This is a genomic window from Algibacter sp. (assembly GCF_039977455.1).
GTDB lineage: Bacteria > Bacteroidota > Bacteroidia > Flavobacteriales > Flavobacteriaceae > Algibacter_B.
This window is the reverse complement of the sequence record NZ_JBDWDG010000020.1, coordinates 29,653-44,610: the sequence shown is the minus strand read 5'-3', so window position 1 is coordinate 44,610 and position 14,958 is coordinate 29,653. Positions and strand designations below refer to the sequence as shown.

The following is a 14,958-nucleotide window of genomic DNA, read 5'->3' as shown; positions in this document are numbered from 1 at the left end:
TTTACTTGAAACTATTAAACAATAGCTTGGATGTTTTTATAGCTTATAATTAATAAAATTTTATTTCCGTGAGCTGTAATTGATAGTCTTGTAGATTTTCAAAACTATTTAAAGCGTTTACTAACCCAAATGGTTCTGTTTTTGGGTGTCCTAGAATTTCCAACCGTTGTGTAGTACAAGTTGAATCATTAGATGTATTATAACAAAGTAAAGCAATACGGCCTTTAAAAGAGTTCTGCAAACTTACATCACTTAATAGCACATCAAGACCTGTCATAACTTTTTTCAAAATAATAGACTAAATAATTAATTAAGAAAAATGTAACTGAATAAAAAATTAAGGTGAGAGAGGCAAACAACACACTCCCACCTCAATTAATATCCGACCTAAGATTCCATAATAATTTTTAAGATACAAGGTGTTATTCTTTATCCCACCACATTCTAGTTAACAAGCCATCACCTCCTTGTTGGTCTATAGCAGCTTCAACATTAGCTGGATTATTAAGCTTTTCAGAAGATGGGTAAACTAATCTTCTAGGAATTTCACCTCCTGTAAGCGTTTCGGCTACGTCTGCAGAGATTAACTCTGGGTAACCTGAGCGCTTCCAGTTAGAAAACGATTCTAACCCATTTCCAAAAGTAGCCACCCAATATTGTTCATTAATCATTTTCAAAGCTTGAGAAGAAACAAAAGGATTATCGGCCAAATAGTCGTTAATTTGATCTGATGTAATATTAACGTCATGCCCATACATAGACAGGTATTCCATTGCTGCTGCTACACCTGCGTTGTAATGAGCTTCAACGTCACCCCCTGCTAAGCCCCATCGTTCTGCCGCTTCTGCTATCATAAATTCTACTTCTGCATAAGTTTGAAAGAATAAAGGCGCATCGTATATTACAACACCAGATCCTCCAAAAATATTAATATTGGGTTTTGAATTAGCTTCACCCCTAGTGGCATCATTAATATCTTGACCGAACTGCAAATCGAATGCGGTATCACCATCAGTCGTTGAACATAAAACAGAAACACGTGGATCATTCCTATCCTTCATAAAATCCATAAATGTTTTAGATATTTTAACCTGAGTAGATGCTCTTGAGGTAAAACACTTAGTTAGTGGATTTACATTTGGGCCGCCATCATTAGCATGATTTTCATATTGAAGATAAGCAATATCATCATTACTTTCCATAACTCCTCCAGCAATAGCTTTTGTTGCCCACTCTTCTGCAGAAGCATTATCAACATTTACCATGCGCATTGCTAAACGCAGCATTAGAGAGTTACCAAATTTTATCCATTTAGATTTATCACCAGAAAAAAACAAGTCTCCAGAACCGTAAGAACTTTCTCCACTTGCACTTAATGTTGCTACCGATTCCTCTAAAGTAACTAACATATCTTCATAAATATCACTTTGTTTATCATATTTTGGAAAGCGAATACCTTCTATAAACCCATTTCCTGCTTCACTATAAGGCACATCGCCATAAGCATCAGTTAACCTACTAAAGATTAACACCTTTTGGATTCTTGTTATCGCCAAATCAGCTTCTGCTGTAGGCTCACCACTTGCCTCTAATTGGGCCTCTAAATCTACTATGTTTTTTACTGTAGTGTCATATTGCTCTTCAAACAACCAATTAGTACTACCTTCTTTATAGAGGAAAGACACATACGAAGTAAGATTAAGGTGTTGTACATTTTGCATTAAATGAATAACATTCCAAAATAAATTTGCCACATAACTACTTCCTCCAGTATACAACTGCACGTAAGTAAACTGGGTTGCAGGCGCTAATGTTGTTGCCTTAGTTGGGTTCACGTTAATTTCCTCAAAATCTTTATCACAAGACCCAAAGGTTATAATTACTGCTAATAATATTAATAGTTTTCTCATTTTCATTTTTTTTTAAAATTTAACATTTACAGAAAAACCATAGCTTTTGGTTGATGGCACACCAAACCTTTCTATACCTTGTGAATTCAAATTATTTAAAGAAGCCTCAGGATCAACATTTTCAATATCCCTTGATATAAAGAATAAATTTCTTCCTATTAAAGAAAACCTAACATCTCTAATAAACAAACTCTTAAGTAGACTTTTTGGCAAGTTATACGATAAACTTAACTCTCTAAATTTTATAAAATCTGTACTATAGACAAACTCTTCTGAAATACCTGAATTCTCTTCACCTATAAGCCCATAATAAGTTCTTAAATTTTCTGGCGCTACAATTGTTGAAAACGAATCACCCGTGCTATAATCTATCCCTGATACTTCAAGACCAGTTTCTCTACCTTCTAATGTTTTTTCATGCAATCCTCTTAACATTAACTCTCTATTGGTTCCAGAATGTACACTACCACCAAATTTTGCATCAATTAAAAAACCTATTGAAAAATCTTTATATTTAAAATTATTTGAAAAACCAAAAGTATATGGCGCAACACCTTGCCCAAGCACCTTATATTCTCCTTGTATTGGTGTTGGTATAGAGCCACTTATATCATACATAATATTACCCTCATCATCGCGTTCGTATGAAGAACCATAAATAACACCATAATGCTCTCCTACTATATGAGAAATAATTGCTGTATATGACCGTGTTTGACTACCATCTACATTAATTGGGGTATCCTCATCATCAGTATGTAAAATTTCACTGTTATTATACCCTACATTAAAGGATGTATTCCATGTGAAATTATTCGTTTTAATAGGCGTACCCCCTATTAATAATTCAATACCCTTATTCTGTAATTCTCCTATATTTAAAACTGCTGAGTTAAAACCTGATGATAATGAAGCGGCTGCTTCTACAATATCATTAGTTGTTTTATTTGAATAGTAGGCCACATCTAGATTTAAACGATTGTTAAAAAATCTTCCTTCAAACCCTAGTTCATATTCTGTTTTTTGAAAAGGCACTAAATTAGGGTTTGGAATATAGTCTCCGTTTAACTCACCAAATGATTGACCTTGAAAAGAACCTGTAATGGCATAGTCTAAATTTAACGCATATGCATCAGTAGCACCTCCAGCAACTTGTGCATAACTAGCTCTTACTTTCGCATAATTAATTTCTTGTGGCAGCTCTAATGCCTCAGACAGTAACAAACTTCCACTTAATGACCAGTAAAAATCATTATTTGGACTTGTTTTACCTGGATAAGACAATGTTGAAAACCAGTCATTTCTTCCTGTAAAAGTTAAATACATAAATTGGTCATAATCAACCTCAAAAGACCCGTACAACGAATTTGTTTTCGTTTGGAAATAACTATTATCCGGCTCTGGTAAAGTAGTATTATTAATATCTTCTAATCCAACAACTATAAACCCTCTACCTGTAGCACTTAGGGACTCGAAAGTTGATGTTCTGGTATTAGCACCAATAATACTATTGGTTGAAATTTTATCTGTAATTGCCTTTTCTACTCCAATCATAAAATCGGCATTAAACAGTGAATATGTAGACTTTGATTGCGTCATTTCTCCTGTAGGTCTATAAGCCGTTCCAAAGGGCACCACTCTACTTCTGCTCAACTCATAAGTATCTAAACCTGCTCGTCCAGTTGCATACAACCAATCTGTAATATCATATCTTAATGTCGTGGAAGCCGTTAACCTATTTTTTTTATCATCGTTATTAAAATTATTAACCACCCAATAAGGATTTGAAATAAACTGACTTGGCTGAAACAAAAGCTCAGTTCCTTCACTGTTAGCGCCTGGTTTTAAATCAGAAATATCTAAACTGCTTGGCAACACATAAGCCACAGTATTAGCGTTACCTGGTGTATCTCCTAGGTTAACACGATTATGAACCTTTTCAATAACATATTTAGCATTTATAGTAGATGTTAATTTTGGATTAATATTCGCAGATCCATTAAAAGAAAGTGATTTCCTATTTAAATTTGAACCCGGAAAAATATCTTTATTTTCTAAATTAGAAAAAGAAAATCGATAATTATGATCTTCACCTCCTTTAGTTAGTGCCAATGTATTAACAGCAGTAGTTCCAGTTTCATAAAATTTATCTAAATTATTTCCAGTGTAAGAATATGGTCTTTTCACTCCATCCCAATTATAAACCATTGAGCCATCCATTTTGGCTCCCCAAGAATATAATGAATTAGTAAAAGCATCATCAATTGCCAAAGCCGTGTCCGAAATCTCAATCGGGTTATTATTAACGTCATATTCATAACCAGGCTTTAAACCTTGATTTCCTTGTCCATAAGTAGTCTGCAAACTCAAAAGATCAGTGTTTATTTTCTCAAAAGTGTATGAAGAAGAATACTCAACACCTAAACCCTGTTGGTTTTTCCCTGATTTTGTAGTAATCATTATAACACCATTAGAAGCCAATGAACCATAAAGAGCTGCTGCAGAACTACCTTTTAAAACAGATACAGACTCAATGTCATCAGGATTAATGGACGATATATCATCTCCTCCATCACCAGTTCCATCATTTGTAGCGCCAACAACAGAACCATTTGTATTATTAATAATAGGAATCCCATCAACAACATATAGAGGCTGATTACTCCCTGTTAATGAACTAGCACCACGAATTACCACCCTACTTGATCCGGAAGCACCACTACTTCCTGTTGAAATATTTACACCAGCAACTCTTCCCTGCAGGGAATTAACTGCACTTGTTGTTTTTACCTGGGTCATCTCATCCCCTTTGACTTCTGTTAAAGAATAGCCCAAGGCTTTAGCTTCCCTCTTAATACCTAAAGCGGTTACCACCACCTCATCAAGATTAGTAGCATCTTCTTCCAAAACAATTTCAAAATTTTGATCTACACCACTCAATACAACAGAATATGTTTTAAAACCAACAAAGCTAAAAACAAGAGATTTACCTTTAACAGCATCTGCTTTTATTAAGAATTTTCCATCAAAATCTGTTACAGCTCCATTAGAGGTACCTTCAACAGCAACATTTACTCCTATTAAAGGCATGTTTGTTTCCTTCTCCGTAACAACACCAGATATAGCTGCCGTTTGCGCAATAGCATTGTGTGAAAAAAACAATAACACCACAAGGGTTAATTGAAAACAATAATTTTTCATATTAGTTAGAATTTAAGTTATTCGTTAAAAGTATAAAAAAAAAACAAAACACGCATTTTTTATGCAAAAAAATGCGTGTTTTATATAATTAACAAGAAACTATTTCGACAAACAAGGTTTAAACATGTAAAAATTATCAAATCTTTATAAAAACCTTCTTCATAAAAAGAAAATAACAAATTAACCAGAAAACAACAATATGACTTAAAGCAAACAATAAAGAACCATTCATATTCCCTGCAATAGCAGAAAACACGAACTCAAATAAATATGTGTAACCCGATATTTCAACAGCCCTTTCATCCATTGGAATTTTTATTAAATAACTAATTGTTTTTACATACAAACCGGAAAAAACGAAAATAAATAAAGGATTAGTTCCAAAATGAACAAAAGGTTTTGACCACCTAGAGTAACCTTTGTAGTCTATAATAAAAATTAATACAGCCAAAAGCAACATTGCCAAACCCCCAGCATAAACAACATATGAACTTGTCCATAAAGCCTTATTAATAGGAAAAACAATTCCCCAAACAAAACCTAAGACAACCAAAAAAACACCATATATTGATAACGCCTTAGTTTTCTCAATAACCGATGTTCTTGTTCCTATTAACTTACCTGATAAAAAACCAATAATTACAGTACCGACAGAGGATATAGTTGACAATAATCCTTCAGGATCAAATGGAACACCAAACCCTTTATAAATATGTTTTTCTCCTAGTAAAAACAGATCGAACCTTCTAATAATGTTATCCTCTAAAGAATACAATTCTGCACCTGAAGTAAAATACAATAGTGCCCAATACCCCAACAATAAACCTCCTAAAACAAATAATAACTTATTTTGTTTTAGACCTAAACAAAGCACTGCCCCTAAGCCATAAGCTATTGCTATCCTCTGTAAAACTCCCATAATACGTACATTTTCAAAATCGAAATACGGAAAAAGATTTAACAAAAACCCTAGAAGAAAGATTGTAATAGTTCTTTTTAATATTTTTAAAAGACTAGTTTTAGAAATTTCAACTTGGTACTTTTTAAAAGAAAAAAATATCGACACACCTACTATAAACAGAAAAAAAGGAAACACTAAATCCGTTGGAGTACAACCATTCCACTCAGCATGCCTTAAAGGTGGATATACATATTTCCAACTACCAGGAGTATTTACCAATATCATAAAAGAAATTGTCATTCCTCTTAAAACATCTAACGCAACTAATCTTTTTGAAACAATCATATTTTTTATTATTAGGTATATTCAAATGTATAAAAAAACAATTAAATGCATTTTTAAAGACTAAAAAACGCAAATCTATGCGTTTTTTTACCTTAAATTTGCGTTATAATATATTAATATCTTATTTTTGAAGAAAGCCAACTAAATGAAAAAAAAGGAAAGACAACAGAAAATAATAGATGAGGTAAGTATAAATAGAAAAGTTAGTTCTAGTTTTTTATCTGAAAGACTCAATGTTTCTGAAGACACCATTAGAAGAGATATTAAAGAGCTGCACGATAAGGGCTTGATTACAAAAGTTCACGGTGGAGCAATTTCTAATATTCAGAAACTTTATCATTATAATGAAGATGTTATATATAATAGAGAAGGTAAAGTTCGTATTGCTCAAAAAGCTATTTCTTTGATAGAAGACGGCATGGTAATAATAATTAGCGGAGGAACAACAAACCTAATGCTAGCCAAATTACTACCAAAAAAAATAAAAGCCACTGTATACACCTACAGCTTACCAATTGCAATGCAATTAACAGAACACCCTTTAATTGAAACCATATTTATTGGTGGAAAAATCCACAGAAGCTCCATGGTTACTACAGGTATTGATGTCATTCAATATTTATCTAACCTAAGAGTAAATATTTGTTTTATGGGTGTAAGTGCTTTAGATGTTAAACAAGGTATTACAGATGAAGGATATGAAGTCTCATTAATAAAAAAAGCCATGATAAATGCTTCTGAACGCGTTGTCTATTTAGCTACCACAAACAAATTAAACTTAATACATAATTATAATGTATGCGATTTAAAAGAAATTGACACTGTAGTAACAGATCTTGATATAAACAACCCAAAGCTAAAAAGTTACATATCAGCAGGCACAAACCTCTTATAACTAACCTTTACACAATTAACAGCTCATTTTTAAAGTTTAAATTATGCTAAAACAAATTTCAAAAATTATTTTACAACTGTTATTCTTATTTTTATGCTTAACTAATTGCACAAACAAAAGTAAAAAACAAGCACCATTAAATGAGACAACAAAACCTACAACAGAGCATATCATTGTTGGAGCTAATCAAACAGAAAAATATTTAGATTTATTAAAAGGTAAAAGAGTTGCTTTAGCCGCTAATAACACTTCGGTTATTTTTAAAAGTAAGGACCACAAAACTTATACTCATCTAGCAGACTCGCTAAAATCCTTAAACTTAAATATTGTGAAAATTTTTGCTCCTGAACACGGTTTAAGAGGCAAAATAGATGCTGGTGAGGTTATAAAAAGTAAAGTTGATGAACAAACCGGAATTCCTGTTGTTTCTTTATATGGAACTAATGATAATAGTAATTCAGAAGACAAATTCAAACCCTCTGAAGAGCAATTAAACGATTTAGATGTTGTTGTTTTTGACATTCAAGATGTTGGTGCTCGATTTTACACTTATCTTTCTACTTTGCACTACATTATGGAAGCCTGTGCAGAAAAAGAAATCCCTGTAATTGTATTAGATAGACCAAACCCTAACGGACATTATGTAGACGGCCCTATAGTAGAAGATAAATTTAAAAGTTTTGTAGGCCTTCACCCTGTACCCATTGTATACGGCATGACTATAGGTGAATATGCTAAAATGATAAATGGTGAAAAATGGCTAAAAAACGGCGTTAAATGTAACCTTACCGTAATTCCTTTAAAAAATTACACACACAATTCAACTTACACCTTAACTTTAAGACCATCTCCAAATCTCCCAAATGATAAATCTATAAATTTATATCCTAGCCTATGTTTATTTGAAGGCACTAATGTTAATTGTGGTAGAGGCACAGATATGCAGTTTCAAATTTTTGGATCGCCAGATTTACCTAGTAACGAATACAAATTTAGTTTTACTCCTCAACCAAATTTCGGTTCTAAAAACCCAAAAAATATAAACCAAGAATGTTTTGGATTAGACTTATCTAAAACCACCAGATTAAACGCTTTAAATTTTGAATGGCTTATTAAAGCCTATAACACAACTGCAAACAAAGACAAATTCTTTAGAGAACGATCTTTTAACATTTTAGCTGGTACAGATAAATTGAAAAAGCAAATTGAAAACGGTTTAAATTTTGAAGAAATTAAAGCAACTTGGAAAGACGGCTTAATTACGTTTAAAAATACAAGAAAAAAATACTTAATATACCCGTAACATTTCACTCATTAATTACCAATTAATTATAGAGTAATTCTTTAGCTGTGATTATCCCCTAAACCTTCACAACTATCTCCATCAAGAAATATTTAGTTTGGGATTATTTTTCAAATTTGTAATATTTAGCCACGTTTAGACTAAAGTAATCATAAAACTTTGTTATAAAGGGACTAATTAGGTGTCAGTATTTTTTTTAAGATCGCTTTAACTCCCGAAAAACATCAAAAAACAAGGTTTTGAATAGTTCCTCATTCTCGGCAAGGAATTGCTTAAATCCCAAAAAAGCCCATAAACATAATTGTTTATGGGCTTTTTACATTTTATATAATATCCAATAACTATATTTTAAACAATAACCGGAACAACATAAGTTACTTAATTATCAAAACGTTTTAATCTAGACAACCTAAACAAAAATACTATTCTTTTATTTTTAATCTACATTTAAAAATGTTTCTTGACTAAATGTAAAAACGTCCGATGAAGTTCTTGCTTCAAGAAAAATTGCTTCCATTTCTTCTACCACTTTCGGGTTTTGTTTCGCTACATTATTTTTTTCTCCCACATCGTTAGCAAGGTTGTAAAGCTCCATTGGTTTATTAGGCTTTTTTAACACGTTGTATTTAACAGCTTTCCAATTACCCATTCTTAGAGCTTGACGACCTCCTTTTTCATGAAATTCCCAATATAGATATTGGTGTTTTTTCTGGTTTTCTTGATCTCCTAGTATTTCGGGTAAAAATGAAATACCATCAATATTACTTGGCACTTCTATTCCTGTAATTTCAGAAAACGTCGGAAAAACATCCCAAAATGCAGATATATGGTCGGATTTACTATTTGCTTCAATTTTCCCAGGCCATTTCACTATCATAGGCACTCGAATACCACCCTCATATAAATCTCTTTTAGTACCTTTAAAATTACCGTTACTATTAAAATAATCAGGATCTGCCCCACCTTCTTTATGTGGTCCATTATCTGATGTAAAAACAATAATGGTATTATCTTCAATTCCAAGTTCTTTTACCTTGTCCATAATTTCTCCAACTTGTTGATCTAACAGATCTACCATTGCTACGAATGCTGCATGAGACTCACTTTGCGACGCATAAGATCCTTTTCTATATTTAGGACCATCATCAACACCTTCAAATACTTTTTCGGGTAAAAACTTATTTCTATATTTCTCCATAAGTACTTCCGGTGCTGCAAGTTCGGCATGCGGAATTATGGACGCTACATACAAGAAAAATGGATTTGACTTATTTTGTTCTATGAATTGCAATGTTTTCTCATGTATTAAACTTGGCGCATAAATCTTTTTTGATAAGCCAGCATTCCCTTTTAAAACTATTGAGTCCTTATTAGACCATAAATGATTTGGATAATAATGATGCCCCAAACGTTGGCAATTATATCCATAAAAGGTATCAAACCCTTGACTTATAGGATCACCCTCTGAACCTGGGTAACCAAGTCCCCATTTCCCAAAAGCGACAGTTCTGTAACCTGCTTTTTTCATAACTTCGGCTAGCGTATAAGTATCGTCAGGTATTGGGTATTGACCTTCGGGTTCCATCTCTTTATTTCCCCGAACTACAGTATGCCCAGTATGCATACCTGTTAATAAAGCTGAACGAGAAGGTGCGCATACTGTGCTTCCAGAATAATGTTGCGTAAACAACATACCTTGCGTTGCAAGCTTATCGATATTGGGCGTTTTAAACTTCTCTTGGCCATAACAACTTAGATCTCCATAGCCTAAGTCGTCTGCAAGAATGTAGATTATATTTGGTTGCTGTAATTCTTTTACCTCATTAATCTTTCCTTCAGAACCTATTGCCTGACTTTTGTTAGCAAAATTACAGCTCGTAAGAAACAAACTGGTGACTAATACTGAAATCCTTAAAAAAAATTTATTCATTATAACTATAATTAAAAAAACAGAACGATCTGCTGTATTGTAATGTCTATAATTTAACGTATCAATTCTTAGCTGTCAAAACCAATTAACCCAATAGGATTATTCAAAACTAAAAACACATAACGCAATACCAAAACTACAAAAATCTACATATGCAATATTCTCTTTTATTAGTTGTGTTTGTTGCATAAATACACAAAACTCATAAATTTCAGTTTAAATGCAACAATAACACTCTGGAGATACAACATAATTACCCTTTACACCCCTTGCTTTTTTAAAAATATTTGAGATATTGTATTATGGTTAATTTATTATAAAATTTTTGGACCTTATTTATTAATTAAACATCCACACGTATGTTTTTACACAATAAAATTCACTTATCATATTGCATATCTTTACTTTGTTTTTTAAGTTTTACATTAAGTTTTTCTCAATCTAGCGAAACCTATTTTCATAAACTAGAAGTTCAAGGAATTCCCCTAAACAAAAAAATTAACACTCTATTTGTAGACAGTATTGGCTACCTTTGGATAGGCACAGACTCGGGATTGTATCGCTACGATGGAAACGATTTAATTTCTTACCAACATGATGTTTTTAACCCAGACTCTTTACCAAATGATGGTGTAAATTCTATTTTAGAAGATGACAACAAAAACCTATGGATAGGAAGCGAAAGTTACCTGATCCATTTTAATCGAATAGAAAATAAATTTAAAGGGTTTTACAAAAACATTACAGTATCGGTTATTCATAAATCCTCCAATGGAGATGTTTGGGCAAACATTAGAAATACAGGGTTGGTTAAAATTACTCCTGGTAAACATGTGGATGAGGCTAAATTTGACACCCACTTTAATTATATTAAAAATTCAAATTTAACGGGTTCTGGAAGACAAATAAATTCTTTTGTTAAAGATAATTTTGAAAGACGCTGGCTAGCCACTCCGAAGGGAATTTTTATTCTAAATTCTAAAAACGAGTATATTCCAACTAATTTAAAGGAAAATATAAAGTTTTTAAAAATCCACGAAAACAATAAAATAATTGCCCTAACCAAAAACGTACTTTTAATTATTGGTTATAATAAAAAGGATAACAATCTAGAAATACTAGAACGCCATAATAACTTTATACCTGCCAACCTTGTAAAAGGTACAACTACATCCTTAACCATTTCTAAAGACAACAACGTAATTTGGATTGGTACTACCGGAGGCCTAATAAAAGCTACTAGGAGCAATAATAGTTACGATTTTACTTATTTCGCCCATAAGGATATAAATGGTAGCTTAAACCACAATCATATTACAAGTACCACGTTTGATAACTTTGGAAATTTATGGATCGGATCTTTAAAAGGTATAAATAAATACACAGATAGAACATCTATATTCAATTTTAATGGGCTAAAAACCAATTATAATAATGATAACGAGGTTATAAGAAGTATATTACATTATTCTTCCAACACAATTTTAGTAGGAACGTCAGACGGATTATGCTGGTACAATCCAATTACAGAACAATTTCACAAAATTAAAACTGGAATTAAAAATATTACACTGATTTCACAAAATTTTGAAAAAGATAAACTGTTGTTAGTAAGCAACAATAAACTTTATATTACCGATAACTTTGAACAAGGAAAGAAAGAATTACAATTAACTGAAGTAGCAACCTATAAAAATCGCATAAATGATATTGCCCTGATTAATAAAAATGAGATTTGGGTTGGTCTTTGGAATGATGGTGTGAAAGTAATTAACGCTGCAAACAATATAACAACGTTTAAAAAAAACGTAATAAACACACTTGGTAACAACCATACCTCTTCCTTACTGTTTTCCAAAACTAATGAATTATGGGTAGGTACACGGGGAGAAGGCCTTTTTAGAATTGATTTCACCAATGAATCTATAAAAGAATATTTACCATCTTCAAAAAATGGTTTATCATCAAATGCTATTTTAAACTTGCATGAAGACGTTCGCGAAAATATTTGGATTGGAACTAGAGGAGGCGGATTAAATAAATATAATCCAAAATCCAATAAATTTATACATTATACCAAATCTAATGGTTTATTATATAATACTATATCTGCCATTGAAGAAGATTATAATGAAAATTTATGGTTAAGCACCCCAGATGGATTAGTGCGTTTCAATTCTAAGGAAGAAAAATTCAGGCATTTTGGTATCGAAGATGGAATAAAGGAAATTCAGTTTGCTAATAAATCCAATACATCCGATGAGGAACAAAAAAAGATTTATTTTGGGTCTTATGGAGGATTTTACACAATTTTTACTGATAAATTTTATCAAAACTCTACCACTCCATCTACAGTAATTACCAGTTTTAAAACGCTTGGTGTCACTAAAACTAACGAAACAAACTCGGTTGCACCTGCATCAACAAATTTCAAAACCGATACTAAAACACCAATAATTCTCCCACATAATCAAAATAATATTGCCATTAACTTCTCTTCATTAGACCTTACACATCCTATCAAAAATCAATACGCCTATATGCTAGAAGGTTTAACCAATTATTGGATTAATACTGTTGGATATGATACAAAGGTAAACTACAACGATCTTCCTCCAGGGGATTACACGTTTAAAGTAAAAAGCTCCAATAGTGATGGTGTTTGGAACGAAATCCCTACAGCCTTAAAATTTACAATACAACCTCCCTTTTGGCTAAGTAACTGGGCTTATTTAGCCTATTTTACTCTTACTTTATTATTAATTTGTATAGGTGTAAAATTAATTAGAAGATGGTATCGTTTAAAAGAAAACTTAGTAAAAGAAACCGTTAGTCGAGAAAAAGATAATGAACACAACAGAATGAAAATGGTGTTTTTTACAGATATTTCACACGAATTAAGAACACCTCTTTCCTTAATTTTTGGGACTGTTGAAAAAGCAATAAAAGAAAAAAACTTCACACTAAGCCCATTAACTATACAACGCATTCATAATAATACTCTAAGAATGCGCAGATTAATAAATCAAATAATGGATATTAGAAAGTTTGATGGAGGTAAATTTAAATTAAGAATTTCCAAAAACGATATTGTCAAAGACATAGAGATTATAAAAAATGCATTTAATGATTTCGCTAGGATTTACAATATAAATTATAGTTTTATAACACAAGAAAAAAAAATAAAAGGGTGGTATGATGTAGATATACTAGAAAAAATACTTTTTAATCTGCTTTCCAACGCATTTAAACATACACCAGAACATGGAAAAATAAATGTCAAATTAGAATTGATAACTATAATACAAAAAAAACCAGAAGACCTTAATCTCGAAAAAGGCACCTATGTTAAATGTAGTGTCCAAGATAATGGCGTTGGTATTTCGGCTGAAGATTTACCATTTATCTTCAACAGGTACTATCAAGCTACAAATCAACCTAAAAATCATGTTCCGGGAACAGGTATTGGGATGGAATTAGTACAAAAACTAATAGAAAGACATCATGGAAGCATTATTGTAGAAAGTAAGCCAAATACCTTTACCAATTTTATTTTTCACTTGCCAATAGATAAAAATAGGTATAGTAAAAATGAGCGACTAGAGATGGCTGAGCCTTTAAAAAGAAACTTTATTAAAAATTCAGAATTTCAAGTCATAGAAGAAGTTTCCTTAGCTCATGATGCTAAAACAAAGCCTAAAACCAATAAACCTACAGTTTTAATTGTAGAAGATAACAGAGATTTAAGGGAGATGATAAAAGAAGAATTAAAAAAAGATTTTTCTATTAAAGAAGCCTCTGATGGTAAAAAAGGGTATGAAGCAGTACTAAAAGAAAGACCTCAACTTATAATTAGTGATATTTTAATGCCTGTTGAAGACGGTATTTCGATGTTAAAAAAAATTAAAGCAAATCCCGAACTTAATAGTATACCAATATTTATGCTTACGGCAAAAAACTCAGACGAAACCAAAATTGATTGTTTAAGTTTAGGAGCGGACGACTATATTGAAAAACCATTTAGTTTAGAATTTGTAAAATGGAAAGTAAAAAATACGTTTATCTCTAGAGGGCAACTTAAAAAACAATACAGTAAAGTTATTACCGCGGCACCTTCAGAAATAGTAGCCGACTCTAATAGCGAAAAATTTATTCGTAAACTCGTAACCATTATAGAAGAGTCTATGAACGACAATCTTTTAAGTGTTGAATATTTAGCTTCAGAAGTGGGTATGAGTAGAGCTAACTTATACAGAAAACTGCAAGCTATCTCTAATGTTACTCCTGTTAATTTTATAAAAAAAATAAGATTAAAACGCGCAGAACAACTTTTAAAGGATAGTGACCTATACCTTTCTGAAATAGCATATATGACCGGATTTAACAATCAAAAATATTTTGGAAAGTGTTTTCAAAAAGAATATGGAATGAGCCCTACCCAGTACATAAAAAAGCATAAGAATTTAAAATAAT

8 protein-coding genes are annotated in these 14,958 nt (G+C 31.8%); 3 read left to right on the top strand and 5 right to left on the bottom strand.

What is annotated here, in order from left to right:
- Positions 1-49: 49 nt before the first annotated feature.
- From ABJM36_RS08580 to ABJM36_RS08565, 4 genes are all read right to left on the bottom strand, one after another.
- Complete coding sequence (locus ABJM36_RS08580) at positions 50-289, bottom strand: hypothetical protein (RefSeq protein WP_348451047.1); 240 nt, start codon at positions 287-289, stop codon at positions 50-52.
- A gap of 133 nt (positions 290-422) precedes the next feature.
- Entirely contained in the window at positions 423-1,910 is a 1,488-nt protein-coding gene (locus ABJM36_RS08575; RefSeq protein WP_348451046.1) for a SusD/RagB family nutrient-binding outer membrane lipoprotein, read from the bottom strand.
- Positions 1,911-1,922: 12 nt separating this feature from the next.
- Complete coding sequence (locus tag ABJM36_RS08570; RefSeq protein WP_348451045.1) at positions 1,923-5,111, bottom strand: SusC/RagA family TonB-linked outer membrane protein; 3,189 nt, start codon at positions 5,109-5,111, stop codon at positions 1,923-1,925.
- A gap of 136 nt (positions 5,112-5,247) precedes the next feature.
- Positions 5,248-6,357, bottom strand: a complete 1,110-nt coding sequence (locus ABJM36_RS08565) for a DUF5009 domain-containing protein (RefSeq protein WP_348451044.1) — start codon at positions 6,355-6,357, stop codon at positions 5,248-5,250.
- 145 nt (positions 6,358-6,502) lie between these two features.
- Between ABJM36_RS08565 and ABJM36_RS08560 the strand changes: the two genes are divergently transcribed.
- Both ABJM36_RS08560 and ABJM36_RS08555 read left to right on the top strand, forming a co-directional pair.
- Positions 6,503-7,252, top strand: a complete 750-nt coding sequence (locus ABJM36_RS08560; RefSeq protein WP_348451043.1) for a DeoR/GlpR family DNA-binding transcription regulator — start codon at positions 6,503-6,505, stop codon at positions 7,250-7,252.
- 43 nt (positions 7,253-7,295) lie between these two features.
- Entirely contained in the window at positions 7,296-8,555 is a 1,260-nt protein-coding gene (locus tag ABJM36_RS08555) for a DUF1343 domain-containing protein (protein WP_348451042.1), read from the top strand.
- 436 nt (positions 8,556-8,991) lie between these two features.
- Here the strand turns inward: ABJM36_RS08555 and ABJM36_RS08550 are convergent, their stop codons facing one another.
- Entirely contained in the window at positions 8,992-10,485 is a 1,494-nt protein-coding gene (locus ABJM36_RS08550; RefSeq protein WP_348451041.1) for an arylsulfatase, read from the bottom strand.
- 359 nt (positions 10,486-10,844) lie between these two features.
- Between ABJM36_RS08550 and ABJM36_RS08545 the strand changes: the two genes are divergently transcribed.
- Positions 10,845-14,957 (top strand): response regulator, encoded by a 4,113-nt coding sequence (locus ABJM36_RS08545; protein WP_348451040.1) that lies wholly within the window; start codon positions 10,845-10,847, stop codon positions 14,955-14,957.
- The last annotated feature ends 1 nt before the right edge of the window (position 14,958 follow it).